The sequence below is a fragment of the Achromobacter sp. ACRQX genome (assembly GCF_022346505.1).
Lineage (GTDB): Bacteria > Pseudomonadota > Gammaproteobacteria > Burkholderiales > Burkholderiaceae_B > Achromobacter > Achromobacter animicus.
This window is the reverse complement of the sequence record NZ_JAKRML010000023.1, coordinates 1-24,941: the sequence shown is the minus strand read 5'-3', so window position 1 is coordinate 24,941 and position 24,941 is coordinate 1. Positions and strand designations below refer to the sequence as shown.

The window sequence follows — 24,941 nt, the reverse complement described above, 5'->3', positions numbered from 1 at the left end:
GCAAATTCAAGGATTAATACTTTCGGCTACTAGCAAGGCGGATGAGGTCCGCATATATATCCCTGCAATGGGCGCCGCATCATCGTCGTCATGTCGTCTTGCCAAGAACACCCGCGCCCGTTCCCAGGAGACCATCGATGGCACGATGTCCTTTTGCGACGTGGCGGCCCATATCGGGTTCGTGCGGGCCTCATCTTGGCGGCCCCTTCAAGATCGTCCATCACACCACCGAGGGCAGCACCGCGCAGGGTGCGATGGACGCGTTCCGCCGCAACCGCTCCGACCCCCACTTCACGGTCGACGCCACCACCATCTTCCAGCACGTCGACACCGCAGAAGGCGCGCGAGCGCTGCGCAACGATGCGGGCGGCGTGCAGACCAACCGCGATTCGGCGGTGCAGATCGAGCTGGTGGGATTCGCGCATCTGCCCAAGGACAGCCGCGCGCTGACCAACGTGGCGCGCCTGTGCCGCTGGATCGAGGAACAGCACGGCATCCCCCGCAAGTGGCCGTCTGGCCGCCCGCTGCCAGCCAAGAACGGCAAGGATCCCGGCGGCCACAACCGCGACCCCGCCATCTGGGATTCGGCCAGCGGGCATTTCGGCCACTGCCACGTCCCCGAAAACTCGCACTGGGACCCCGCTTATTCCGCGGCGGAAGCGGACTTCATCCTGGCCGCCACGTTCTCGGAAGATGGGGCGCTGGTGTCGCCCGCCCCGCCGCCGCGTCCGGCCGCGCGCCGTGCATCCAAAAGCGCCGCGCCCACCTCGACCATGCCGGACCACGGCGTCAACGCGGTTGGTATCCACGGTTACCTGAACGATCTGGCGGTGCAGACGCTGGAGCCGCCCGGCATGCCCGTCGCGCGGCGGCGCGCGCCCGCCAAACGTTCTGGCGCCGTCTTGCGTGCCGGCGCCGCGGGCAAGACCGCACGGCAGGCGCCGCAGGCCAGCATCAACGCCGGCAGCGTGCTGTCGTTTGCGGCGGGCCTGCAGGAGCAGGAACGCGGCGACGTGCTGTATTCGCTGCAACTGGCGCAACGCGCGGCCAGCGCCGCGCATGACAGATTCACCCAGTCGCAGGCTTGGTATCAGACCTACGTGGAAGTGCTGGAGAACCTGGGGTGGACCAGCGGACAGATGAGTTTCACCCATCACGAGGAAGACGAGCGCGAGTTCCGCATGGACCAGGTGGCCGTCGACCTGCTGCTGGCCGTCGCGCGGCGCGATCAGCTGGCAGTGCTGGACCAGGCCGTGACCGCGCTGGGCCAGCTGGCCGAAGACGACGACACCGTGAAGCTCTTCGACTTTCACGCGTCGTCGCAGTCGGGCGGCAACTTCCAGCTGGGCGCGGTGCAGCGCGATCGCGGCGGCGGGCTGTCGATGGCGCTGGGCGCCTACTACTTTCGCGCCGTGGACAGCCGCAAGCGTTTCCTGTTTGCGCAGTGGGGCGCGCGCCAGGTGAACTTCTGGGCCTGCGCGCAGCGCCTGACGCTGAACGCCGCCCTGTATGAACAGCTGCGCGACGACGTAGAGGCCAAGCTGGCCGCCGACGCGCCGCGCTACATCGCCAGCTTGAAGCTGGCGTCCTAGCCGGCCGCCGGCATTGGGAGAACGACATGGCGACCCGAAAGGCGGCAGCGCGCACGGCGGCCAAGCCCGCGGCAAAGAAAAAGCCCAAACGCGTGACGCAAGCGTCCGCCCCGGCGCCGGAAGATCCGCCCGCGAAGGCCCGCAAGCGCCGCAAGCAGGATGACGCCCCGGCCGCGCGGCTATTTGAGCGGTCCGCCAAGCCCGATGCCTTCGACGCGCGCGACATCCTGTTCCGGCCCAACATTTCCGTCACGCCCAAGGCAGAGATGATTCCCGTGATGGGACTGACGGTGAAGCACCAGGGCGAAACGTCGGCCTGCACCGGCTTTGCGCTGTCCACGGTGGTCGAATACCTGTTGCGCAAGTCCGAGCGCGACTCGCGCCCCGCCATTTCGCCCTACATGCTGTATTCCATGGCCCGGCGCTATGACGAGTTTCCGGGATCGGTCGACGACAGCGGCTCCAGCCTGCGCGGCGCGTTGAAAGGCTGGTTCCGGCATGGCGCCTGCGCGCAGGGCCTGTTCCCCACCATCGACATGCCGCCTGCCGCCAAGCGCCCCGAAGACGACTGGTGGCTGGACGCGGTCAAGCGGCCGCTGGGCGCCTACTACCGGATCGACACGCGCAGCATCGTGGAAATGCACGCCGCGCTGAACGAGGTCGGCATTCTGTACGCCAGCGCGGGCTGCCACGACGGCTGGGACGACGGCCACGGCGTCACGCCGCACGATGACGAGCCCACGCCCGTCACCCGGCCGTTCTGGGTCATTCCGACCACCGGGCAGGACATGGCGATGCAGGGCCACGCCTTCGTCATCGTCGGCTACACGCAGGACGGCTTTCTGATCCAGAACTCGTGGGGCGAGGAATGGGGCACGCACGGCATGGCCGTGCTGACCTATGACGACTGGCTGCGCAACGCAATGGACTGCTGGGTCGTGCAACTGGGCGTGGTCACACACGAGCACGAGCGGATCGCCAACAGCATCAGCCTGCGCACGGAAGGTCAGAAGGTGACGCTGGCGGCGGGCAAGGTGCTGCGCGATCGCGAGCTTACGCCCTTCATCGTCAACGTCGGCAACAACGGCAAGCTCAGCAATAGCGGGGCCTTTCGCACCACACAGGACGACCTGCGCGCCATCGTGGATGTGCACATGGGCGCCGCGCGCGAACGCTGGAATCTGAAGGACAAGCCGATGGATGTCTGCGTCTACGCGCACGGCGGCCTGGTCGGCGAGAACGACGCGGCCGAGGCCGCCGCCGAATGGATTCCGCTGCTGTACGACAACCAGATCTTCCCCGTCTTCCTGATGTGGGAAACGGACTTCATCAGCACCGTGAAGAACATCATCCGCGACGCGGCGAGCAATGTGCCGCGCACCACCGGCGGCATCGGCGAGCGGCTGGAACGCTGGTGGAATCAGCGGCTTGAGCGTTGGCTGGCGCGCCCCGGCACGGTGATCTGGGGCGAGATGAAGCAGAACGCCGAAGCCATGAGCGAGCCGGCCATCAACGGCGGCGAAGAGGCCGCGATGATCCTGCTGTACAAGCATTTCAAGACGCACGTCGCACGTGGCCGCGTGCGGCTGCACATCGTGGGCCATTCGGCGGGCGCCATCGTCGCCAGCCACTTCGTCAAGCGCCTGACCGCCGACGGCGGGGAACTGGAATCGCTGAGCCTGATGGCGCCCGCCGTCACGATGAAGACCTTCCAGGACCTGGTCGTGCCGCACCTGGGCAGCCGCGTGAAGCGCTATCAGCAATTCCATCTGTCGGATCGCGCCGAAGAAGACGACCCGACCTGCGGGCCGTACCGGCGCTCGCTGCTGTACCTGGTCAGCGAATCGTTCGAAGGCGGCACCACCACGCCGCTGCTGGGCATGGAACGCTACTTTCGCGAGGCCGCCATTCCGTGCGATGCGGTCCACGTCTCGCCGGCCGGCAGCCCGTCCGCCACCGCCCGAGTGGCGCCGGTGGCGTCCAGCACGCACGGCGGATTCGACAACGACAAGGGCACGCAACAGCAGGTCATCGCGTTCATCAAGCGGTGACGGCAGGTGAAGAGGTCTTGTCATGACAGAGATGGAACCCTATCGCGACGCCCCGGCGCTTCCCCGGGACGCGGCGCTGCGCGAGTTTTCCCTGTTTGGCGAGCCCGCGGAGGTTGCGCGCGTGCTGTCCCAGGTCGGCGTGCCTTGCCTCGTGCTGGCCGCCACCGGCGAGATCGTGGCGGCCAGCAGCGTCCTGCCGCTGGCGCGCGATGCGCTCGTCGGCCGCCACGTCAGCCAGGTCTACGGCCTTGCCAAACCGCTGCGCATGGGCGACGGCGCCGTCGACGTCGTGTATCGGCGCCCCGGCGGCGCGCGCGTGCCCGCGCAGCTCATCCCGCTGTGCACGCTGGACAGCGGCGAACTCATCGTGCTGGTCAATGACGGCTCGCCGTTCCGCGACGCCGAGGCCCACCGGTTCGAGCGCACGCCCTACGCGGTGTTCCGGCTGGACATTCAAGGCGTGATCCGCTTTGCCAACCCCGAGGCGGCGCGCACGCTGGGCCTGCCGCGCGACGCGCTGTGCGGCACCCGGCTGGCGGCACATTTCCGGCCGTCCGACGGCGGACCGGTGCAGCGCGCCATCCTGCGCTGCATCGAGGACACGGAAGGCGATGCCATGGTCGCCGTGACCATCGCCATTCCCGTCCCGGACGACGCCGACCGGCAGTTCGAGCTGGTCATGACGCCCGATCCCGCGCCGAACGGCCAGTTGCTGGGCGTGATTGCCGTCATCCAGTCGCGCACGCTGGAATCCGCACGCGACGAGATCCGGCGCATCGCCCTGGACCCGGCGATTGGCGGCTGGCGCGCCAAGCTGGACCGCATCCTGGAGCAGATTCGGCGTCTTATCCCGTTCGAACACGCGGTGTTCGGCATCTACGGCAACGACGTGTCGCTGTTCCGCGCGATCGCCGTGCGTCCGGAGGGCGTGGAGCTGTGGCCCGCGCGCTGGATGGACCTGCCGCCGACGATACGCGCGTTCCTGGATTCCGGCCGGACGTGGGTCGACGAGATCGGCACATTCGTCCGCGAGAACATGCCCGAACCCGGCAACGAGGTCGTGCGCTGCTACCAGGACCTGGGCATCGAGGCCTCGGTCACACTGCCCGTAACACGCGCGGACGGCTACAGCTCGGCGCTCAGCCTGTGCTCGCGGCAGCCGGGCGCGTATGGGGAGCGGCATCTGGAGATGCTGCGCACGCTGGACCTTGAACCCGTGCTGATGCGCTTTGAAAAGGAACGCGACGACGAGCGCGCCGAGTTCGCGGATTCCCTGCGGCGCAAGGTGATGGCCGCTGCCTCGCTGCGCCAGGCGGCCGATGAGATCATCGTCCAGCTCGCGCAGCATTTCTCGTGGGACCACGTGGCGCTGTACCGCGTCAACCGCCAGGAGAACCGGTTCGAAGTCGTCACGCAGCACAGCCTGGCGCCCGCCTACGCGCTGCCGCCCGGTTATCAGCAACCCACCGACAAGGGCATGCTGGGCGCGACGCTGGCGCAGGGGTGCCTGCTGGCGGTGGACGACATCGGCAACCCCATCTACGCGCAGCACGGCTATGGCGGCCCGAAACGGCCGCTGCGCTCGGCCATGACCGTCCCCATCCATCTGAACGGCCGGATACGGTGGCTGCTGGACGTGGAGTCCTCGGTGTCGCATGCGTTCAAGGGCCCGGATATCGACGACCTGATGCAGATCATCGCGTCGCTGGAAGAAGGCCTGGCCCAGCATCTGCTCAGCCAGACCAAGCAAAGCCTCATGGCGGAAACCGAGCAGGCCGTGGTGTTTGTGGGACGCGAGGGCGCCGTCATCGAGATGAACCGCGTGGCGACCGACATGCTGGGCGCGGAACCGCGGCGCGGACGCAGCCAGACCGAATCGCCGTCGATCACCGATTACGCCATCGCGGGCGACGAAGCGACGCTGGGCGTGTTGACCTCCACCTTTACCGTCAAGCGCGAGCGAATCGAACTGCTGGACAGCACCGGCCAGCCGCGTTCCGTCCTGGCCACGCGGACCGACCTGGATCCCAGCCTGGACATGTCGATCTGGTTCTTCACCGACATCGCGGATCTGGGCTGGGCGCGCGACCTGCGTTATCTGCGCGAGACCGTGGCCGAAGTGGCCCGGCAGACACGCACCTCGTTGTCGCTGGCGTGCAGCCTGACGTCGCAGACCGTGCTGCTGCACGACGACGCCCGCCAGGGCGCGCCGGCGGACGTCGTTGCGGCGCAGGCGCAGGATCTGAGCCAACGCATCGTGGCCGAGATCGGCAAGGCCGACATCACGTTCGAGCGGCTGGCCGGCGCCAGCGAATCGCGGCGGCGCACGCGCGCCATGCATAGCGACGTGGAAGTGGGCGCGCGCCTGCAGGAGGTGGTGACCGCCTTGCCCGCGCGCGATCAGCGCCGGATCGCGTTCACGAACCACTCGCCCTCGCGCGACGGTCCGACCGTGTCGGGCGATGCGCAGGCGCTGTCCGCGGCCTTCCGGTCGATGATCGATTACCTGCTGCGCAGTCGCAACGCGGACGACGCCCGCGTCACGATCGACCTGGACACCGGGCCGGACGGCTGCGAGATCCGCTTTGGCTTGAGCGAGGAGCAGGTGTGGGAGTCCGACCCGCCGGTGCACGCCGTGCCCGACGACGCGCTGCTCAACGCCGAACGCGCGGCGCACGACGGCGCCAGCATCGCCATCACGCAGATCCAGGAAACGGTGATCGACCACGGCGGCGCGCTTGTCACCGACCCGCCGCTATCGGATGCGCCGCCGCAGGCCTACGAGTCCGTCACGCCGCCGTGGCGCGCGTTCACGCTGATCCTGCCGCTGCGGGCCGGCTAGGCCATCGGGATCATGGAATCGCCATCATGGAACAAGACGCCGCCGGACCGAATTTCATTCTGCTGGCCAGCATGAACGACGAGCACGAGGACGACTGGGCCAACAACCTTGCCCAGTTGCATCGCCTTGTGCAGCAGTACCCCGCGATTGCGCCGTTCGTCGGCGCGGAGCTGCGCCGCCGCACGTCGCTCGAAAGCGCCAAGACGCAGCTCGAATCGTGGGACATGTCCACACCCCGCATCGAACCCCGGCTCGTCATCATCGACGCCCGGCTCGGCTCCACGGCCAGCAAACGCGGCAAGCCCGGCGCGGCAGCCGTGGAACTGCTGGAATGGATCGCCGCGCGCTCGTCGGTCCCGCTGCTGGTGCTGGCGGTCGACCCGCCCGAACTGGTGCAGCGCTATGTGCTGGAACGTCCCCAGGTCTTCATGTGGACCAACGATGCGAAAGCCAACGTCAACAGCGGCGCGGAAGTCGCCACCGTGCTCACCTGCCTGACGCCGCTTGCGCCCAAGCGCCGGCGGCGGCTGATCATTCGCGTGGGCGAGCACTCCATCACCTACCGCATCCAGATGGGACGCCACGAGTATTCGTCGCAGGACATGCCGTACAAGGAGCGCGACCGCATCTCCGCGCTGGTGGGCCGTATCGAGACCTTCAGTCCTTATCTGGGCGAGACCAAGGCGCCGCAATGGCTGAAAGACCTGAGCGGCGTGGGCGAGGACGTCTTCAGCGCCATGGTGACCCACAGCCTGGGCGCGCCGGTCGCCAAGCTGATCCAGCGGGCGCGCGACGAGGAAGTGTCGCCGGGCGCGGGGGCCTTCGCGGGTCTGGACCTGCGCTTTGAATTCAACCTGGCGAGCCAGGAGGTGTCGCGCCTGTTCAACCTGCCCTTCGAGATGGGCCGCGAGTTCGGCGCCGACAGCGGACGTTACCTGTGTTTGGAACTGCCGATGGCGCGGCGCCTGCATCTGGACGGCACGGCGCCCGCGCCGCGCTGGGAGCCGGACGCGCGCACGCCCGGCCAGCCGGTGCGGATGCTGTTCATGGACGCCAGTTCGGTGTTTGGCACCGTCACCTTCCGGCGCGAGGACGGCGGGCCCGCGCTGCCAGCGATGGAGTTCGGGCCGCTGCAATCCGTGGCCAAGGAGCGCGAGCACCTTGCGGAACTGGCCGCGCGCGCGCCGGGGCACCTGATCATCGACCACGTGCGTGCCGCCGATGAAGCGGGGCTCGTGGGTGCGGACCTGCAGCGCCGCATCGAAGAGCGTCTGCGGACGGGCAACTACGACATCTTCCACTTTGCCGGCCATTCGGTGTCCGAAGGCGAAAGCACGATGCTGGTGCTGCCCGGCGAGGACGGCGAGGCCTGGCAATTGTCGATCCGGCTGATCGGGCAGTGGATGGAGGCGGGCAAGTGCAAGCTGCTGGTGCTGTCTTCGTGCAGCGGCGCGTCGGTGCGCACCGCGCTGGAGGTCATGCGCGCGGGCGCGGCCGGCGTGCTGGCCTTTCGCTGGCAGGTCGAGGAAGAATCCTGCGCCCGCTACATCCAGCGCTTTTACGACGTGTACCTGGATGCGACGCAGCCCAAGGACCTGGCGGAGGCCTACCGCTATGCGTGCAAGGCCGCGCAGGGCGACGCGGGCGACCTGCCAACGTGGGCATCGGCAATGGCCATCGTGCGCGACTGAGCGGGCGGCGGTCCCGCGGCACAAGGAGCTGACATGGACGGAATATTCGGCATGCTGCGCGGCATCGGCGGCAAGGCAGCTGGCGGCGACGGCGCGGGCGCGCTGCTGCCGACCGTGCCTGCGGGACGCAACTTTTACGCGGAGATCGAGCCGCCCGGCGGCACGCCCGCGCTGACCGCGGGCATCGACGGCGCCGCCTTCGTGCCAGGCCAGTGCTACTTCAGCGTCCGGCTGGTCGAAATGCGCCTGTGCGACGCGGGCAACTATCTCAGCCAGTTCCTGCCGCTGTGCACATTCTTCTTGCGCTACGACGCGGAGGGCACCCGGCGCGAGATTCCCTACATCGTCGGCTACGACCTCATCCAGCAGGCGCTGGGCGCGGCGGCGCCCGACGCCGGGGCGCGCCGTGTGGCCTTTCGGGATGTCTATGTTGCGCGCAACGTCCCGTACGCCAGCGATGGATTGGAGATGTACGCGGCACTGTGCCGTTTCGCCGACAGCAGCCTGTCGCGCGGCATCCTGGATTTCGTGTCCACCGCGGTCACGATGCTGGGCGGCCCGGTCGGCGGGGCGATCGTCAAGACAGGCGAAAGCCTGCTCACGCCGCTTGCCAAACTGTTCGGCACCGACGGCGTCAGCGTGCGCTTTGGCGTCTACGATGGCGACGCGTTGCGGCGCAGCGGCTATCGCGTCCTGGCGGGCGCGGATTCGCAGGACAAGCTGTCGGGGCTGCAACTCGTCGATGGCGTGCTGCACCGCCAGAACGGCGCAGGCAAACCGGAGCCGGTCAACGACGTCGACTATCTGGTCCTGGCGTTTGAGCAGCGCGCAACGCTGGGCGCGGACATGTTCGCCGCGGCCACTACGCTGCCGTTCCATCATCTGTGGAAGGACGTCTCCAAGGCGCTGATCGGCAACGACGCCACGGCCGCCAGCGCCGCGTACCAGTCCCTGTTGATCGCGGTGGCGGAATCGCCGCTGCTCATCGACGCGGACCGCTTCGCGCTGCTGACGGCCTATGCGGCGCAACGCGGCGCGTGGGAGGCCGCCAGCGAGCGATCCGGCCTGCGTACCCGCAGCGGCGGCAAAAGCCTCGCCACCGCGATGACGGACCGCGTCAACGCGCGGGGCAAGGCCGATCCGGTGGCGGAGCTGCTGAAGGCGGCCAAAAAGCACATCACGCCGCCGCCCGTCCCAACAGAAGACACCGGACCCAAGGTGCTGGACGACGACGCTGTCGCGCAGACGGTGTCGAACCTGACGAAAACACTCGGCGAGAAAGGTGGCGCGCAGACGCCCGGCGCCCTGTCGCGCGCCACCCGGGAGCTGCTTTCCATCATGCTGAGCGATCCGGCGTAGCGCAATGCCAGAATCAGCGCAGTTCCAGCGTCGCCCCGATCACGCGCATCGTCGGCATGAGCTGGCGCCAGGCATCCTTGGGCATCGCGGCTGGCCGCGTGAGTTGCGCGGCCGCCGGGTTGTCCAGCAGGTTGCCCTTGCAGGCGAACACGATGCTGTTGGTCATGTCGTCGTCGACCACCTCGAACATCGACGAGCCGAACGCGGCGCGCACGCGGTCCAGGTATTCGTGATGCATGGGGTGGTTGACGTGGAAGTTGATCACCAGGATGCCGTCGTCGCGCAGGGCGCGATGGCAGTCGGCGTAGAAGGCGGCGGAACACAGGGCATCCGGAATGCCGCCGGCCACGAATCCGTCCAGCAGGATCACATCGGCGGCGTCCGTCAGCCCGGCAAGATGCTGCGCCGCATCGGCCTGGATGACCTGAAAGCGCGCGCTGTCCGGCGGCACCATGAAGGCGTCGCGCAGCGCGATGACGGCGGGATCGATTTCCACCACCGTGACGCGCGCCCCCGTCAGATAACGGTGGCAGAACTTGGGCAGCGACCCGCCGCCCAGGCCCACCATCAGGATGTCCGCCGGCTCCGGCTTGAACAGCACGAAGCCCATCATCATCCGCGTGTATTCGATTTCGAGCGCATCCGGATTCAGCAGCGACATGCTGCTCTGAATCTCCTGCTGCGTGAAATGCAGGGTGCGCCGGGTGCCGGCATTCTGGATGAAGGGCCGGTGGGGGGCCGCCGGCCCGTCGGAAACGGGCGAATCGGCGGGAACGGGTACGTCGGACATGGGCGCAGGGTGCAAAGCGAAAGATTCGCAGAAGATACCACTGCCACACCCCCGCGGCCCGCGCCGGGGGATCGGCGTGTCAAAACGGGCCGGCGCTCTGCGCCGTGCCGCCGCCTCAGACCAGCATCACCGGACAGGGCGAGTGCGCCAGGATCCGCCCGCTGACCGAGCCGCGGATGGCGTTGATCAGCGGGCTGTGATGATGCGAGCCGATCACGATCGCCCCGGCATCGATCTGCTTTGCATACTCGACAATTTTCTCCGGCGTGAAGCCGACAAGCTCGTGGCATTCGTGGCCGACGTTGGCGGCGGTCAGGATGCCGACCACCGATTGCATCGCCTTGCCGCTTTCCTCGTGGTGCCAGGCGTCGATGTCCGCCTTGCCGATGAAGGACTTCACGTCACCGGCCACATCGGGCTCGCAGTGCACCACGTGCACGACGAAATCGCGGTTCAGCAAGGGACTTTCCACCAGAAATCGGGCCGCCGCATCGCTGTGCAGCGAGCCGTCGGTGGCAAGAATGATCGTGTTCATGGCAGACCTCCGGTTCATGACTTCCTGGCTTCGTTGCGCGCGGGCTTGTGCGCGCCCCTTCCGGGCATCACCCAGCTTGCGCCCACCGACGCCAGCAGGATCACGCCCACCACCCCAAGCGACCAGTGCACCGGCACGTGGACCCATTGTTCGGCAAGCATCTTGCCGCCAATGATGACCAGCACCGATGCCAGGCCGTACTTGAGATAGTGAAACCGCGCCACCATGTCCGCCAGCAGGAAATACAGCGCCCGCAGGCCCATGATGGCAAAAATGTTGGATGTGAAGACGATGAACGGATCGGTCGTCACGGCAAAGATGGCGGGGATGCTGTCCACGGCAAAAACCACGTCCGTCGCTTCGATGACAATCAGCACCACGAACATCGGCGTCGCGTAGCGCAACCCGTCGATGCGTACGAAGAACGACTGGCCGTGATAGTCCTTGGTGATCCGCATGGTGGATCGCAGAAAGCGCACCAGCGGATTGCGGGCTATGTCCTGCTGTCGGCCGGCGGTGAACAGCATCTTCAAGCCCGTGAAGATCAGGAAGGCGCCCAGCACATAGAACAGCCACACGAACTGGGACAGCAGCCACACGCCGGCCAGGATCATGCTGACGCGCATGACGATGGCGCCCAGCACGCCGTAGAGCAGCACGCGCCGCTGCAGTTCCAGCGGCACGGCGAAGTACGTGAAGATCAGCGAGAAGACGAACATGTTGTCCACGGACAGGGACAGTTCGATGAGGTAGCCGGTGTAGAACTCCAGCGCCTTCTGATGTGCGACCGCCCGGCCCAGGGTGGCGTCCAGATACCACCACATCAGGCCCCCGAACAGCGTGGCAAGCGTCATCCACGCGCCCACCCAGCAGAGCGCCTCGCGCGAGGACACGCGGTGGGCGCGACGACCCCCGAACGCATAGAGGTCCAGCGCCAGCACGATCAGCACGAATCCCACGAACCCCGCCCACATCGGCAGCGTGGCAAAGGTTTCGACCCGGTTCATGAGAGGCGCCTCCTTCCATCGCGCCGCGTGCGCCACGCAATGGGAAAACAGGTACTGCAATCGCACGAAGCCAGTCTAGTGCGGGGCGATTCCTCCAACAATCCGCATTATGATGACCCGATAGTCAGATTTTTTGGATTGATCAGCCATGGTCACTCTCAACTACAAGCATCTGCGCTATTTCTGGACGGTCGCGAAGGCGGGCAGCATCGCCCGCGCGGCACAGCAGCTTCAGCGCACGCCGCAATCGATCAGCGGCCAGATCCAGGAGCTGGAATCCACACTCGGCACGGAACTGTTCCGGCGCGCGGGGCGCGGTCTGGAACTGACCGATGTCGGCCGCCATGCGCTGCTGTATGCGGATCGCATTTTCACGATGGGCGACGAACTGCTGGACGACCTGCGCGAGCGTCCGGCGCGGCGTGCGCTGGAGTTCAAGGTGGGTGTGGCTGAGGGGATGCCCAAGGCCATGGTGTATCGGATGATCGAGCCGGCATTGCATCTGGACCAGGACGTGCGGCTGATCTGCCGTGAGGGGCGGTTGCCGTTTCTACTGGCGGATCTGGCGGTGCATCGCTTCGATATGGTGATCGCGGATCGGCCGATGCCGAACAATCTGAATGTGCGGGGGTTCAGCCATCTGCTGGGGGAATGCGGGCTGACGTTCTTTGGATCGCCGCCGTTGCTGGACAGTCTGACGGGGACGTTCCCGGCGCTGCTGGACCAGGCGCCCTTCCTCTTGCCGGGCGAAGACGCCGCGATCCGGCCGCGGCTGCTGCAATGGTTCGATGAGCATGACATCCGGCCGCGCATCGTGGGTGAATTCGACGATAGTGCGCTGATGAATTCTTTCGGGCAGACGGGAACGGGGCTGTTTGTGGCGCCGACGGCGACGGCGGCCTATCTATGCAAGCAGTATCGGGTGCGTGTGATCGGGCACGCGGCGGACGTGAAGGAGCAGTTCTACGCGATCACGACCGACCAGCGGTTGGAGCATCCGGCGGTGGTGGCGTTGAGCCGTGCGGCGCGGGAGGATATTTTTGGGACGGTGAAGTGACGCGGCGCGCGAAGGCTGGCGCACCGCTGTGTGCGCCTGATTACAGGAACGACTTCGCGTGTTTGAGGACCTGATCGCAGGCCTTGCGGGTGAGTTCCTCTTTCAGTCCGCCGCCGCTCAGGTCGACCGATTTGCCGTCGCTGCCGTTTAGCAGGCCTTGCAGGCCGGCTAGGTATCCGGAATCCGATTTGGCTTTCTGCGTTGAGCCGCCGCCGATCTTGCCCATCAGTTTTTCTTTCAGGGCTTGCGCGTCGCCGCCGGCGAGGTAGTTGTTCTTCATGCAGAACTCGAGCACGCCGGCTGCGTTGCCGGCTGAGGCGGGGGTAAGCGAAGAGAGCGGCAGGCTGTTGCCTAGGCCTTGCAGGATGCCGCCTTGGGTTGTACCGCTTTGGGTTGAGCTGCCTTGGCTCTCCATCTGTCCCTTTACGGCATCGAGCCACTGGGCGCTGGCGGCGCCTGCGTAGCACTGCGCCGCGATGAGGGCTGCGGCGACGGCTAGGTGGCGGAAAGGGATCTTCATGACTTGCTCCTGGTGCGGTGGTGAGTGCGGCCATCGTAGCGGCGCGCTGGCGCGGATCGGCTTGCGGGCGGGGCGTGTAATGCGACAAATGATGTGCATGGGAATACCGTGCGCCGTGGGGCCGTAGCAATTGCATTCGTAACGTCACGGGTTTGATACCGGTGTGATGGGTGAGGGTGTTGAACGTCGGGCGGGCGACGGGCGTGTGAGGGCTTCGCGGTTGGTGATCTTGCTGCCACGTGGATCTTCGTAGGTCGCCCGACGCCGCGGTCACCGGGGAGGCGATCGCCCACGATTGCGGTCCGGAGCCTTCGCTCCGGACTCCCCCGTCGTCATCGTCGTTGTCGCCTCCGGCGACTGCCTTCCGATTCCCTCGGGCGCATCGACGGCGCTCGCCTCCCCGGTGACCACGACGCCGTGCTGCCAGGGTCTTTGGTATGGGCGCTACAAGACCTGTGTTCAGGGCAGGAAATCTGCGGGGCCGCCGGGTTGCTGCCGCCCGGACGGCGGCAACCCGGCATCGGGTTCGTGGGGCGTCGTGGCGGTGTGCGCTGCGCGCTGGCGGGGTGGTGCGCTTTCGAGTGTTGTGCTTCGGTGTGCTGTTGGCCGTCGGCGCGGATGTCTTCAGTCCGCTGATGAGGTTCAGTGCAGGCTGCGATGAAGCGGTGGCCTGCGCCTACGCTACTATTTCGCACTGTCCCCGGGAGGCGGCTGGCGTAGCGCCGCCGCATTCTTGACGTGTCCCGTGCCATCTACTTCGTGAGAATCCTTGATGTCTTCCGTCGAACCCCAAGATATCTTCGTCCCCGCCGCCGGCGGCCAGCTTTTCGTGCGGCGCTGGACGCCCGCTGCGTCCGGTTCGTCTCCCGACAACGGCGTGCCGATCGTGCTGATGCACGACTCTCTTGGATGCGTGGAGTTGTGGCGCGACTTTCCGGAGCGGTTGGCGGGCGCAACGGGCTGCGAGGTCATTGCCTACGACCGGCTGGGGTTCGGCCGGTCCGATCCGTACAAGGGCACGCTGGGCGTGGACTTTGTGGTGCGCGAGGCTATCGAGGGATTTCGCGCCGTGCGCGAGGCGCTTGAACTGGAAGAGTTCGCTGCGTTCGGGCACAGCGTGGGTGGGGGGATGGCGATTGCCAGCGCTGCGGCTTATCCGCAGTCCTGCCGCGCGCTGATTACCGAGTCGGCGCAGGTTTATGCCGAGGAACGCACATTGGAAGGGATCCGCCAGGCGCGCGAGTCTTTCGCGCAGCCGGGACAGCTGGACCGCCTGAAGAAGTATCACGGCGAGAAGGCGGCCTGGGTGCTGAGCGCGTGGATCGACACGTGGCTGTCGCCGGACTTCGCGGACTGGACGCTGGATCCGCAGTTGGCGCAGGTGAAGTGTCCGGCGCTGGCGCTGCATGGCGACAATGATGAATACGGGTCCACGGTGCACGCCGAGCGCATTGCGCGATTGGCGGGCGCGCGGCCGGTTATCTTCGAGAACTGCGGCCATGTGCCGCACCGGGAGATGCCCGAGCAGGTGCTTGCGACGGTGTCGGACTGGCTGCCGCGCGCCGGCTGAGCGGCGCGTGGTGTCGCGGTGTGATGCGGTGTGACGCGTTTCTGCGCTACAGGCGCGTGACGCGGAGCACGGCGTCGGCAAACGCTTTGGGCGCCTCTTGCGGCAGGTTGTGGCCGATGCCGGTGCCGACGTCGATGTGCTGGTATTTGCCGGTGAACTGGCCGGCGTAGGCGGCGGGTGGCGGATGCGGGGCGCCGTTGGCGTCGCCTTCCATGGTGATGGACGGAATGCCGATTTTGGGCAGTTGCGCCAGGCGCGTCTCGAGCGCGTCGTACTGCGCTTCGCCCTGCGCCAGCCCCAGCCGCCAGCGGTAGTTGTGCACGACGATCTCGACGTGGTCGGGGTTGTTGAAGGCGCGTGCGGATCGCGCAAACGTTGCGTCGTCAAAGCGCCATTGGGGCGAGGCCAGTTGCCAGATCAGCTTGTTGAAGCTGTCGACGTTGGCAGCGTAGCCGGCGGCGCCGCGCTCGGTGGCGAAGTAGAACTGGTACCACCATTGCAGTTCGGCCTGCGGCGGCAGCGGTTTGCGGTTGCCTTCCTGGCTGCCGATGAGGTAACCGCTGACGGACACCAGCGCTTCGCAGCGCTCGGGCCACAGCGCGGCCATGATGCAGGCGGTGCGCGCGCCCCAGTCGAAGCCGGCGACGACGGCCTTGCGGATCTTGAGGGCGTCCATCAGCGCAATCATGTCGACGGCGACGACGGCCTGTTCGCCGTTGCGCGGGGTGTCGGGCGACACGATCCGGGTGGTGCCGTAGCCGCGCAGATGGGGCACGATGACGCGGTAACCGGCGGCGGTCAGGCGCGGCACGACGTCGATGAAGCTGTGGATGTCATAGGGCCAGCCGTGCAGCAGGATGGCGACGGGGCCGTCGGCGGGGCCGGCGTCCACGTAGCCCACGTCGAGCGTGCCGGCGCGGATCTGGCGGATGTTGTTGAACGTGGGGATGAGGCCTTGCGGGGCCTGCGCCACGGACTTGGCGATCGCGTTGCCGCCGAGCGCGAGGCCCAGCAGGCTGGCGCCCGCCAGCGAAGAAGTGGTACCCAGCAGGCGGCGCCGCTGGACGTTTACCGGTTCCGACATGGTGATGCTCCAGAAAGTCGTGTTGAAGGGGACATGACTGCTGGACGTCACTGTGGCGCAGGCCGCCGGGCGTTGGGTGTCGGCATGTACGCGCCGCGCGGGCGGATACACAAGGACATAAAAAAGCTGAAGGACGGGCCCTGGAAGGGCTGGAGGCGGCCGGGCGGCACCTTTACTATCACTGCTAGCCGGCACACCCGCCTGCCGGGGATGAATCCGCATGAGCACTCGATCTGCCGCAACGATGTCCTCCCCCCGCTCGCGCCGCGTGCTGCCGTGGACGGTGGTGATCCTGGTGGCGCTGGGCCTGGCGCTCTACGGGCCGATTCCGCAGCTTGAGCACTATCACGACTTTGCGGACAAGCGCTCGTGGATGGGCATTCCCAACGCGGGCGATGTGCTGTCCAACCTGGGCTTTGCGGTGGTCGGGTGGTATGGCCTGGCGCTGGTGCTGCACTCGCGCCGGCACCCTGCGCTGGACGCGATCCGGCCTGGCTATACGGTGTTCTTCGTTGCGCTTTTGCTGACCGCCTTCGGGTCGGGGTGGTATCACCTGGTGCCGGACAATGCGCGCCTGATCTGGGACCGCCTGCCCATTGCGCTGCTGTGCGCCGGCATCCTGTCCGCCGTGTGGCGCGAAACCGTGGGCGACGGCCGCTGGGTCGATGTGCTGTGGACCACGCTGGCGGTGGGCAGCGTGGCGTGGTGGTGGTACACCGATCACACGTCGACGGGCGATCTGCGTCCGTACCTTTTCGTGCAGTTCATGCCGCTGGTGCTGGTGCCGCTGCTGCAATGGCGCAACGGCACACCCATGCGGGAACGGCTGTACTTTGGCGCGGCGATCGGGTTCTACGTGCTGGCCAAGGCTGCCGAGCTGCTCGATCATCAGATCTACGACACCTTTGCGTTCCTCAGCGGGCACACGCTCAAGCATCTGTTTTCGATGGTGGCGGGGCTGATGGTGACGCTGAACTTCGCGCATCGCAAGCGCGAGGCGGACGCAACCGTCCGCCCGTTCCCGCCGGCCTGAAGCGTTATCGCTTGCGCGGCGGCACCACCATGAAGCCGGCCTCGAACTGCCTGACCGCTTTCTGATCGCCCTGGATCGTCCACATGGAAGGGGTCATGCCGGTGTTGTCGGCCAGCACCGCGGGGGGCTGCTGCACTTGCGGCGTGATCGAAGCCGCCGGCTGATACGCCGCCATGATCCGGCTGACGTAGTTGCGGGTCTCTTCAAAATTCGGAATCCGGTTGCCGGCGCGTTGCACGGCGCCTTCGCCCGCGTTGTAGGCGGCCAACGCCAGTTCCAGATTGCCGTCGTAGCGGTCGAGCAGGGCGCGCAGGTAGCGGCTGCCGGCATCGACGTTCAGGTCCAGCTTGCGCAGGTTGGCCTGCAGTGCTTCGTCCGTGCCGGGCACGCCGTACTGGCTGCCGGTGGCGGGCATCAGCTGCATCAGGCCGACGGCGCCTTTGGGCGACACCGCCAGCGTATTGAAGCCCGACTCCGCCTGCGCCACGGCATGCAGCAGGGCGTAATCCAGCCCGTGCCGCTGCGCGGCCTGTTCCAGCGCCTTGCGGACTTCCGGACTGGGTTCGGCCGCGCGGCGCGCGCCGCGGCTGCCCGCGGACATGTCGCGGAACAGCAGCCGGTAGCTGTCGTCCAGCGCGGTGGGCGCGAAGTGCGCCATGCCTTGCGCGTCAAACGACACGTAGACATCGGCGGCAAGACTTGCGGTGGCGGACAGCGACAACAAGGCCGCGCCCAGCAAGCGGCAGCTTCGCGAAAGAAATGCGGTCATGGCAGCAGGCATCAGCCACGGCGCGCTTCAGCCGCCAGGGCATCGGATCAACAGAACGAAGCGAATTCTACAAGAATAACAATCATTCTTATTTACAATAAGATTAAATCTTGTTAACTTTTAGCCCGTTGCTGTTGCGATATGAATCGTGATCCCATAAGCGCCTGGCTCGAAGGCGCAAGCCTCGCGGCTTACCGGGATGAATTTCTGATGCGTGCGGCATGAGAAGTTCGGCGACAAACGCTGGCGGAATGAAGGCACACGCGAGCGAGGAAATTCATGCGGATACTGTTAATCGAGGACGACAGCAAAGTGAGCTATTGGCTGGCCAGCAAGTTCCAGGCTAGCGGCCACCAATGCGTGCCCGTCGACTCGGGCGAACAGGCGCTGATCGCCCTGGACCGCCAGGTTTTCGACATTGCCGTCCTGGACCGCATGCTGCCGGGCATCGATGGCATCGAGGTGCTGCGCCGCCTGCAAGGCCGTCCGCACCCGCCCGTCATCATCCTGTCAGCCGTCGACCAGGCCTCGGATCGCGTCGAGGGGCTGCGCGCCGGCGCGCAGGACCACATCGGCAAGCCCTTCGACTTTCTTGAACTGATGGTGCGCATGGAGCTGCTGGTGCAGCGGCACGACGCCACGCCGCCCAACACCGCGCGTCTGTGCGTGCAGGATCTGCAGATCGACCTGCTGCGCCGCAAGGTCACGCGGTCCGGCCGCGAGATCAGCCTGACGGACAAGGAATTCCTGCTGCTGCGCACGCTGGCCGAACATGCCGGGCAGACCGTGCCGCGCGGCATGCTGCTGGAGAAGGTGTGGGGTCTGCAGTTCGATCCGCAGACCAACCTGATCGACGTACACGTCTCCAAGCTGCGCTCGAAGATCGACAAGGATTTCGCGCAGCCGTTGCTCAAGACCGTGCGGGCCATGGGATACGTGCTGAGCTGATCCGATGAATACCGTGCCGTTCGATTTTCCTGAGACCTTGCGGGCGCTCAGGCAGGGACCGCTGTCCCGCCTGTTCGGTTCGTGGCGATCGTTCTGGCGCGACGGTCGCGTGCCCGAGAGCGCGTCGGAGCCGCCGCCCCCGCGCACCACCAGCCATTTCCGCTACACGGCGTGCTTCGCGTTCATCTTCCTGCTGGTCACGCTGGGTTCCATCGCCTGGGGCCAGAACCTGCTCGAGCACGTCATGGTGCGGCATGTGAAGGACATGGTCGCCGCCGAAATCCGCGCGCACCAGACGCTCAGCAGCCGCGACAGCGCGGTGGACCTGGCGCGCGCGCTGCGCCAGCGCGAAGCCGCCGTGCCGCGCCGCGAGCGCGCAATCGCCGTTCAGGCAGCCGATGGCAGCCTGCTCTACGGCGCCGGCGAACTGCTGTCGCCGCTGATGTGCCGGGGCGGACAGCAACCCTGCCGCGGCTGGCTGCGCGCCTCGCTGACGACGGGCGAAGGCTCCAGCGAATGGCTGGGCCATGCGTCGCTGCTGCCCGACGGCGGCCGCTACGTCATCGCGTACGACATCCTGCCGATGCTCAACCGCATCTATCCCGTGCCGCTGGTCGTTGGGCTGAGCGTCTTCACCGCGCTGCTGCTCAGCCTGGGCGCGGGCCTGCTGTTCAGCATCGGCGCCGCCAACCGCGTCACGCGCATCCGGCAGACCATGGCGCGGTTTGCACGCGGCGACCAGAACGCGCGCGTGTCGCTGCAAGGCAGCCAGGACGAATTCGACGAACTGGGACACGACGTGAACCAGGCGCTGGAACGTATCGACTTCCTGATGGAAGAGGTGCGCAATGCCACCAATCACATCGCGCACGAGCTGCGCACGCCGCTCACGCGCCTGCAGCAGCGGCTGAGCAACGCCGCCGAGTCGATGCGCAACAACCCCGCGGCGGAAGCGGAGATGGCGTTGGCCGAAGAAGAGGTGCGCCGCATCCTGTACCTGTTCCGCACCGTCATGCGCATCAGCGAGGTCGAGACGGGACGCTGCCACCACGAACCCGCCGAGCTGGACATCCACGCCCTGCTGGCCGATCTGCACGACTACTACGACGTGCTGGCCGAGCAGCGCGGTCTGGTCCTGCAGACCCGCATCGAGGACGATCTGCCGCTGCTGGGCGACCGCGCGCTGCTGTTCCAGGCGCTGGTGAACCTGGCCGACAACGCCATCAAGTACGCGCCGTCCGGCACCGTCGTCACGCTACTGGCGCGGCGGCGCGGCGCCTGGATCGAACTGGGCGCCGCCGACGAAGGCCCCGGCATCGACGCCGACCAGCGCGGCCAGGCCGTGCAACGTTTCCGCCGGCTGACGCGCGACCGGACGATCTCCGGACATGGCCTGGGCCTCGCGCTGGTGCACGCGGTAGCCGCGCTGCACGGGGGGTCACTGGTGCTTGCCGACAACGATCTGGATGCGCGCGATCCGGACGCACGCGCCACCGCGCGCGGCCTGCTTGCCGTGCTGCGCCTGCCCTGTAGAAGCGCGGCCAGCAGGAGTTCCTGAACGAGTCTTAATGATTCGCAGGTTGATCGCTAGCTGCAAATGAATCCTAATATCGTCTGCGCAATGACGGCTGTCAAAGCCTTCGTTTTTTTCCTTCACGACGATTCTTTTTTGGACTTTTCCGTGACCTCCCGCATCCAACAATTCCTTCGTGACGAAAGCGGCGTGACCGCAATTGAATACGGCATCCTCGCCGCTGCCATGGCCGCCGCCGTGGGCGTGATCTTCGGCTCCGACGGCGCGTTCATCAGCGCGCTGCGCGACAAGTTCGGCGCCATCGCCAGCGACATCACCGAAGCCGGCACCGACGCCCGCTCGGGCGGCTGATCGCCGGACGTTTCGTGGCGTACTCCCTGCCCAGCATCATCCTCCTGCCCGCTCTGGCGTGGGTGGTGGTGTCCGACCTGCTCTATCGCCGCATCAGCAACCGCCTGGTGCTGGCGTTGCTGCTGGCATGGGTCGCGTATGCCGGATGGACGCTGGCGCAGGGCAACCCCGCGCTGCGCGCGTCGCTGACGACCGGCATCCTGGCCGGCGCGGGCGTGCTGGTGGCGGGGTATTGCCTCTTTGCCATGCGCTGGATGGGCGCCGGCGACGCCAAGCTGATGGCCGTACTGTGCCTGTGGCTGGGCGAGCACACCTTCGTCTTCCTCATCGTGACGGCACTGGCCGGCGGCGCGATGGCCCTGGCGCTGCCGCTGCTGCGCGCGCTGGAGCGTGCGCTGGCGCTGTTCCTGATGCGGATCAACGTCTGGCTGTCCGGCCTCGTCATTCCCACGCCGCACGCCCTGCGCGACGAGCCCATGCAAGGCATTCCCTACGGGCTTGCGATTGCCTGCGGCGCGGTCTTCGTGCTCTGGAGCGCCATCTAGCTTTCATCCAGGCACGACCATGCGCCGACGGCGCGCCATCAGGGGTCATTGCGCACTTCTGATGCAATTGAAAAGACAAATCACTCCTATTTGCTATGAAGACCCGATCATTGATCCTGCTTGCCTCGGCGATCGCGCTGGCCGCGGGAGCGGCCCTGGTGGGCCGCGCGCTCATGCGGCCGCCGCCTCCCGTGACCATCGTCAAGCAGGTCGAGGCGCCGCGCGCGCCGGTGCGCATGGTGCTGTCGGCGGCCGGACCGCTCGCGCCCGGCGACTTCGTCGCGGGCCGCACGCTGGCGTGGCGCGAACTGCCGGCCGGCGAGATCCGGGCTGAACACTACACCGCCGACACCGACGAAGAACGCCGCAAGGTCGAGCGCACCGTCGCCGGCTCCACCCCGCGCCGCGCCCTGCAGGACGGCCAGCCGCTGACGCGCGACGGGCTGGTGTTCAGCGGCGATCATGGCTTTGTCGCCTCGGTGCTCAAGCCCGACATGCGGGCCGTGTCGATCCCGGCCAGCGCGGTCACCAGCAACTCCGGCCTGGTGTCGGCGGGCGACCGGGTCGACGTGATCCTGCATCTGGAACGCGACACGAGCCAACCGCCCCTTCCCGGCCAGCCCGATACCTCGTTCACCACGCTGGCGTCGCAGACCATCGTGCGCAACGTGCGTGTGCTGGCGCTGAACGGCAACCCCGCCGGCATCGCGCCCGCCAGCAATGCGCCCACCGACACGGCCGACAAGGACAAGAAAGCCGCGCCGCCTCGCAATTACTACGAAAGCCTGACGCTGGAAGTCACGCCCCACGACTCCGAGCGTCTTGCGCTCGCCCGCGAAGTCGGGCTGTTGCAGCTGGCGCTGCGCAGCGCGCAGGCCGACACGGTCGAACAGCCGCATGACGCCATCAGCGCGGTGACGCGGATCAACGACGCGACGGACATCTTCAACAAGCCGCCGCGCCAGCCGGTCGTGGTGCAGATGTTCAAGGGCGAACAGCAGAAAGCGCAGACCTTCGACAAGGCGGCGCCGCAAGACGCATCCGCCCCGCAATCCGCCGCCCCGTAACCCATGCGCTCCCAACGCCTGCCCGCGGCGACGCCCGCGCATCCCATTGCCCTCAACTCCGTTCACGCCATGATTCCCAAGCAGCCCCGCCGCGGCGCGGCCCTCCTGTTGCCCGGCCTGTGCCTGGCCGCGCCACTGTGCCTGACCGGCGCCGGCGTCCTGGCGGCCTCCGCCACCGCGCCCAGCGAGCGCCCCGCGGTCGACGTCAAGAACACCCCGACGGCGTTGCCCGCCAACCTGAAGAAGATCGCGCCGACCGGCGAGATCACGCTGCATGTGCGAGAAGGCCAGTTGCTGAAACTGAAGTCCGACGCAGCCAAGGTGCTGGTCGCCGACCCGCGCGTGGCCAGCTTCCAGGTGCCGTCGCCCAACAACATCTTCGTCTTCGCCCAATCCGTCGGCACCACGACGCTGTACGCGCTGGATGCGCAGGACAACGTCATCGCCGCGATCCGCGTCGTGGCCGAACACGACCTGTCCACGCTGCGCACACAGATCCTGCGTTCGGTGCCGGGCGCGGACATCGAGCTGGAACCGTCGCTGAACAACCGCATCATCGTGCGCGGCAACGTGCGCACGCCGATCGAGGCGCGCCAGATCGTCGATCAGGTGCAGGCCTATCTGGACGGCACGTCCGCCGGCGCCCAGGGCGGCGGCGGGGCGCGCGGCGCGGGCAGCACGCGCGATGGCGTCATCAACCAGCTCAAGGTGGAGCTGTCGTCGCAGATCAACATCCAGGTGCGCGTCGTGGAAGTGTCGCGCACGCTGTCGCACGAGCTGGGCTTTGACTGGGCCGCCACGCTCAACTCCGGCAGCGGCGCGTGGGGCATCATGACCGGCAGCGCCGCCCGCGGCTTCGCGCCCGTTACGGACACCATCAATCCGTCGCTGTTCGATTCGGTCACCGGCAAGAACTTCTCCAGCCTGATTCCCGGCCGCACGACCTCGACCTTCGCGGCCGGCGGCATGACCACGCGCGGCCGCTTCACCATGGGCGGCCTCATCTCGGCGCTGTCGGCCGAAGGCTTCGCGTCGGTGCTGGCCGAACCCAACCTGACCGCGATGTCCGGCGAAAGCGCCGCCTTTGCCGCGGGCGGCGAAGTGCCGATCGTCATCATCACCAACAACAACGTGCAGATCGACTTCAAGTCGTACGGCGTGATCCTGCGCATGACGCCGACGCTGCTGTCGGCCAATCGCATCAGCCTGCACATCGCGCCCGAAGTCAGCGAGCTGACGGAAGACGGCGCCGTGACGTTGCAAGGCATCTCGATCCCCGCGCTGAAAGTGCGCCGCGCCGACACCACCGTGGAACTGGCCAGCGGCCAGAGCTTTGCGCTGGCCGGCATGCTGCGCTCGACGCAGGCACAGACCGTCTCCGGCGTGCCGGGCCTGAGCAGCATCCCGCTGCTGGGCCGGCTGTTTGAACACGAGGTGTCCGCCAAGGACGAGACCGAGCTGGTCATCCTGGTCACTGCCAACGTGGTCGACCCCGTGGCGGCCGGCGAACTGCAGGTGCCCGGCCAGGGCCTGGCCGGCATCGACGACCTGCTGCCGCCGCAAGCCCCCATCGGCTACCTGTACTGAACGCGGACGAGAGACACGCCATGCACCACGACAAGACCGCCTCCCCGACTGGCCGCGCGCTGCGCCGCCTGCTTCCCGCCGCGCCGCTGTTGGCGGCCCTGCTGCTCACCGGCTGCGGCACGCAGTTGAACGACATGCGCGCCAAGCGCTTCGGCGCAGGCCAGGCCGCCAAGATGCCCACCGTGGCCCCGCGCGCCGTGGCGCTGGCGCTGCAGGCCGCGCCGGACGGCAACGGCCTGACGGCCGATTCGCTGAACGCCGCCAATGAACTGCTGACACGCCAAGGCCGCATCGACGCGCAGGTGCTGACGCTGACGCCGTTCAACGCGCGCGGCGAAGCGCTGGCGCAACGCCTGGCGCAAGCGCTGGCCCGTAGCGGCGCGCGCGCCCCGCGCGTCGAATCCATGCCCCGCGACACGCAACGCCTGGCCGAGGCGGCACAGGCGGGCTGGGACCTGGAGCTGCAATCCGAAGCGCTGACCGTGCAGGCCACGCGCTGCACCGTCGCCAATCCCGACGACTGGACGATCCATCCGTACTACGGCGTCGGCACGCTGGGCTGCGCGAACCGCGCCAACCTGGCGCGCATGGTCAGCGACCCGCGCGACCTGTCCCGGCCGCGCGCGCTGGAAGGTGCAGACGGCAAGGCGGCCGCTGGCGCCGTCGACCGCTACCAGACCGGCGAAATCCGCGACCTGATCGACATCGACTTCGACAACTGACGGCCATGAGCAACACGACACCGACCCGCAACGGCGCGCCCACTCCTGGCCCCGCCGTCTTTGCCGCCCAGGCCGACCTGGCCGTCATTGGCGAGCAACTTGTCCGCCTGCAACGTCCCGCCTGCGCGCTGCAAGCGGGCGGCCCCGCCGCCGCAGCCGCCTGGTGCGCCGCGAATCCGCTGCCCGCCGTGCTGCTGGCCGACATCACCGGCGAGCCGCATCCGATCGCCGCGCTGCTGGAACTGGCGGCCCTGACCGGCCCCGCGTGCCGCATCGTTGCGCTGGGC

The 24,941-nt window shown here is 67.3% G+C and carries 21 protein-coding genes and 1 pseudogene; 16 read left to right on the top strand and 6 right to left on the bottom strand.

All coding sequences use genetic code 11. The features are described 5' to 3' along the window. Positions 1–137 precede the first annotated feature (137 nt). The 5 genes from MHZ91_RS19405 to MHZ91_RS19385 are packed head-to-tail and all read left to right on the top strand — an operon-like array spanning position 138 to position 9,535. A complete protein-coding gene (locus MHZ91_RS19405) occupies positions 138–1,592 on the top strand; it encodes a peptidoglycan recognition family protein (RefSeq protein ID WP_239215255.1) in 1,455 nt (484 codons plus the stop codon). 26 nt (positions 1,593–1,618) lie between these two features. Further along, positions 1,619–3,643 (top strand): C1 family peptidase, encoded by a 2,025-nt coding sequence (locus MHZ91_RS19400; RefSeq protein WP_239215253.1) that lies wholly within the window; start codon positions 1,619–1,621, stop codon positions 3,641–3,643. Positions 3,644–3,665: 22 nt separating this feature from the next. After that, positions 3,666–6,485 (top strand): PAS domain-containing protein, encoded by a 2,820-nt coding sequence (locus tag MHZ91_RS19395; protein ID WP_239215252.1) that lies wholly within the window; start codon positions 3,666–3,668, stop codon positions 6,483–6,485. Between the two features lie 26 nt (positions 6,486–6,511). Continuing rightward, positions 6,512–8,176, top strand: a complete 1,665-nt coding sequence (locus MHZ91_RS19390; protein WP_175123800.1) for a CHAT domain-containing protein — start codon at positions 6,512–6,514, stop codon at positions 8,174–8,176. A 33-nt stretch (positions 8,177–8,209) separates the two neighbouring features. Further along, a complete protein-coding gene (locus tag MHZ91_RS19385; RefSeq protein ID WP_239215251.1) occupies positions 8,210–9,535 on the top strand; it encodes a hypothetical protein in 1,326 nt (441 codons plus the stop codon). A gap of 13 nt (positions 9,536–9,548) precedes the next feature. On the opposite strand, the gene MHZ91_RS19380 is transcribed toward MHZ91_RS19385, so the two are convergent. From MHZ91_RS19380 to MHZ91_RS19370, 3 genes are all read right to left on the bottom strand, one after another. Then, positions 9,549–10,325, bottom strand: coding sequence for a fused MFS/spermidine synthase (locus MHZ91_RS19380; RefSeq protein WP_239215250.1), 777 nt, complete (start codon positions 10,323–10,325; stop codon positions 9,549–9,551). 115 nt (positions 10,326–10,440) lie between these two features. Beyond that, positions 10,441–10,860: a universal stress protein gene (locus tag MHZ91_RS19375; protein ID WP_175123803.1), complete on the bottom strand. Its 420-nt coding sequence runs from the start codon at positions 10,858–10,860 to the stop codon at positions 10,441–10,443. A 14-nt stretch (positions 10,861–10,874) separates the two neighbouring features. Next, on the bottom strand, positions 10,875–11,867 hold the full coding sequence (locus MHZ91_RS19370; RefSeq protein ID WP_239215249.1) for a TerC family protein: 993 nt from the start codon (positions 11,865–11,867) through the stop codon (positions 10,875–10,877). A gap of 148 nt (positions 11,868–12,015) precedes the next feature. Here MHZ91_RS19370 and nhaR point away from each other — a divergent pair, with 148 nt between their 5' ends. Further along, complete coding sequence (gene nhaR, locus MHZ91_RS19365) at positions 12,016–12,924, top strand: transcriptional activator NhaR (protein ID WP_175123805.1); 909 nt, start codon at positions 12,016–12,018, stop codon at positions 12,922–12,924. Between the two features lie 40 nt (positions 12,925–12,964). On the opposite strand, the gene MHZ91_RS19360 is transcribed toward nhaR, so the two are convergent. Beyond that, a complete protein-coding gene (locus tag MHZ91_RS19360) occupies positions 12,965–13,444 on the bottom strand; it encodes a DUF2501 domain-containing protein (protein ID WP_239215248.1) in 480 nt (159 codons plus the stop codon). A gap of 772 nt (positions 13,445–14,216) precedes the next feature. On the opposite strand from MHZ91_RS19360, the gene MHZ91_RS19355 reads away from it, so the two are divergent. Further along, positions 14,217–15,014 carry an alpha/beta fold hydrolase gene (locus tag MHZ91_RS19355; RefSeq protein ID WP_239215247.1) on the top strand — a complete coding sequence of 266 codons (798 nt, stop codon included), beginning with the start codon at positions 14,217–14,219 and terminating at the stop codon, positions 15,012–15,014. A 46-nt stretch (positions 15,015–15,060) separates the two neighbouring features. On the opposite strand, the gene MHZ91_RS19350 is transcribed toward MHZ91_RS19355, so the two are convergent. After that, positions 15,061–16,098: an alpha/beta fold hydrolase gene (locus MHZ91_RS19350; protein ID WP_239215246.1), complete on the bottom strand. Its 1,038-nt coding sequence runs from the start codon at positions 16,096–16,098 to the stop codon at positions 15,061–15,063. Positions 16,099–16,318: 220 nt separating this feature from the next. On the opposite strand from MHZ91_RS19350, the gene MHZ91_RS19345 reads away from it, so the two are divergent. Continuing rightward, positions 16,319–17,131 carry a hypothetical protein gene (locus MHZ91_RS19345; RefSeq protein ID WP_239215245.1) on the top strand — a complete coding sequence of 271 codons (813 nt, stop codon included), beginning with the start codon at positions 16,319–16,321 and terminating at the stop codon, positions 17,129–17,131. A gap of 4 nt (positions 17,132–17,135) precedes the next feature. Here MHZ91_RS19345 and MHZ91_RS19340 read toward each other — a convergent pair whose 3' ends face one another. Then, the gene (locus MHZ91_RS19340) at positions 17,136–17,900 is read right to left on the bottom strand and encodes a lytic transglycosylase domain-containing protein (RefSeq protein WP_239215244.1); all 765 of its coding nucleotides are present in this window, start codon (positions 17,898–17,900) and stop codon (positions 17,136–17,138) included. 279 nt (positions 17,901–18,179) lie between these two features. Between MHZ91_RS19340 and MHZ91_RS19335 the strand changes: the two genes are divergently transcribed. From MHZ91_RS19335 to MHZ91_RS19300, 8 genes and pseudogenes are all read left to right on the top strand, one after another. Continuing rightward, positions 18,180–18,848 (top strand): response regulator transcription factor, encoded by a 669-nt coding sequence (locus MHZ91_RS19335; protein ID WP_056565307.1) that lies wholly within the window; start codon positions 18,180–18,182, stop codon positions 18,846–18,848. A 4-nt stretch (positions 18,849–18,852) separates the two neighbouring features. After that, positions 18,853–20,406: a HAMP domain-containing sensor histidine kinase gene (locus tag MHZ91_RS19330; RefSeq protein ID WP_239215242.1), complete on the top strand. Its 1,554-nt coding sequence runs from the start codon at positions 18,853–18,855 to the stop codon at positions 20,404–20,406. A 123-nt stretch (positions 20,407–20,529) separates the two neighbouring features. Further along, positions 20,530–20,733, top strand: a complete 204-nt coding sequence (locus tag MHZ91_RS19325; protein ID WP_105241336.1) for a Flp family type IVb pilin — start codon at positions 20,530–20,532, stop codon at positions 20,731–20,733. Between the two features lie 14 nt (positions 20,734–20,747). Then, on the top strand, positions 20,748–21,278 hold the full coding sequence (locus MHZ91_RS19320) for a prepilin peptidase (RefSeq protein WP_239215241.1): 531 nt from the start codon (positions 20,748–20,750) through the stop codon (positions 21,276–21,278). A gap of 95 nt (positions 21,279–21,373) precedes the next feature. Beyond that, complete coding sequence (gene cpaB / locus MHZ91_RS19315) at positions 21,374–22,345, top strand: Flp pilus assembly protein CpaB (RefSeq protein WP_239215240.1); 972 nt, start codon at positions 21,374–21,376, stop codon at positions 22,343–22,345. Between the two features lie 3 nt (positions 22,346–22,348). After that, positions 22,349–23,932: a type II and III secretion system protein family protein gene (locus tag MHZ91_RS19310; RefSeq protein ID WP_239215239.1), complete on the top strand. Its 1,584-nt coding sequence runs from the start codon at positions 22,349–22,351 to the stop codon at positions 23,930–23,932. A gap of 20 nt (positions 23,933–23,952) precedes the next feature. Next, a complete protein-coding gene (locus MHZ91_RS19305) occupies positions 23,953–24,654 on the top strand; it encodes a CpaD family pilus assembly lipoprotein (RefSeq protein WP_239215238.1) in 702 nt (233 codons plus the stop codon). Between the two features lie 5 nt (positions 24,655–24,659). Then, positions 24,660–24,941, top strand: a pseudogene (locus MHZ91_RS19300) (hypothetical protein); the annotation flags it as partial.

What these genes read in the sequence shown, in the direction of transcription:
- MHZ91_RS19405 (WP_239215255.1), top strand. Translation starts at nt 138, where the DNA reads ATGGCACGATGTCCTTTTGCGACGTGGCGGCCCATATCGGGTTCGTGC.
- MHZ91_RS19400 (WP_239215253.1), top strand. Translation starts at nt 1,619, where the DNA reads ATGGCGACCCGAAAGGCGGCAGCGCGCACGGCGGCCAAGCCCGCGGCA.
- MHZ91_RS19395 (WP_239215252.1), top strand. Translation starts at nt 3,666, where the DNA reads ATGACAGAGATGGAACCCTATCGCGACGCCCCGGCGCTTCCCCGGGAC.
- MHZ91_RS19390 (WP_175123800.1), top strand. Translation starts at nt 6,512, where the DNA reads ATGGAACAAGACGCCGCCGGACCGAATTTCATTCTGCTGGCCAGCATG.
- MHZ91_RS19385 (WP_239215251.1), top strand. Translation starts at nt 8,210, where the DNA reads ATGGACGGAATATTCGGCATGCTGCGCGGCATCGGCGGCAAGGCAGCT.
- MHZ91_RS19380 (WP_239215250.1), bottom strand. Translation starts at nt 10,325, where the DNA reads ATGTCCGACGTACCCGTTCCCGCCGATTCGCCCGTTTCCGACGGGCCG.
- MHZ91_RS19375 (WP_175123803.1), bottom strand. Translation starts at nt 10,860, where the DNA reads ATGAACACGATCATTCTTGCCACCGACGGCTCGCTGCACAGCGATGCG.
- MHZ91_RS19370 (WP_239215249.1), bottom strand. Translation starts at nt 11,867, where the DNA reads ATGAACCGGGTCGAAACCTTTGCCACGCTGCCGATGTGGGCGGGGTTC.
- nhaR (WP_175123805.1), top strand. Translation starts at nt 12,016, where the DNA reads ATGGTCACTCTCAACTACAAGCATCTGCGCTATTTCTGGACGGTCGCG.
- MHZ91_RS19360 (WP_239215248.1), bottom strand. Translation starts at nt 13,444, where the DNA reads ATGAAGATCCCTTTCCGCCACCTAGCCGTCGCCGCAGCCCTCATCGCG.
- MHZ91_RS19355 (WP_239215247.1), top strand. Translation starts at nt 14,217, where the DNA reads ATGTCTTCCGTCGAACCCCAAGATATCTTCGTCCCCGCCGCCGGCGGC.
- MHZ91_RS19350 (WP_239215246.1), bottom strand. Translation starts at nt 16,098, where the DNA reads ATGTCGGAACCGGTAAACGTCCAGCGGCGCCGCCTGCTGGGTACCACT.
- MHZ91_RS19345 (WP_239215245.1), top strand. Translation starts at nt 16,319, where the DNA reads ATGAGCACTCGATCTGCCGCAACGATGTCCTCCCCCCGCTCGCGCCGC.
- MHZ91_RS19340 (WP_239215244.1), bottom strand. Translation starts at nt 17,900, where the DNA reads ATGACCGCATTTCTTTCGCGAAGCTGCCGCTTGCTGGGCGCGGCCTTG.
- MHZ91_RS19335 (WP_056565307.1), top strand. Translation starts at nt 18,180, where the DNA reads ATGCGGATACTGTTAATCGAGGACGACAGCAAAGTGAGCTATTGGCTG.
- MHZ91_RS19330 (WP_239215242.1), top strand. Translation starts at nt 18,853, where the DNA reads ATGAATACCGTGCCGTTCGATTTTCCTGAGACCTTGCGGGCGCTCAGG.
- cpaB (WP_239215240.1), top strand. Translation starts at nt 21,374, where the DNA reads ATGAAGACCCGATCATTGATCCTGCTTGCCTCGGCGATCGCGCTGGCC.
- MHZ91_RS19310 (WP_239215239.1), top strand. Translation starts at nt 22,349, where the DNA reads ATGCGCTCCCAACGCCTGCCCGCGGCGACGCCCGCGCATCCCATTGCC.
- MHZ91_RS19305 (WP_239215238.1), top strand. Translation starts at nt 23,953, where the DNA reads ATGCACCACGACAAGACCGCCTCCCCGACTGGCCGCGCGCTGCGCCGC.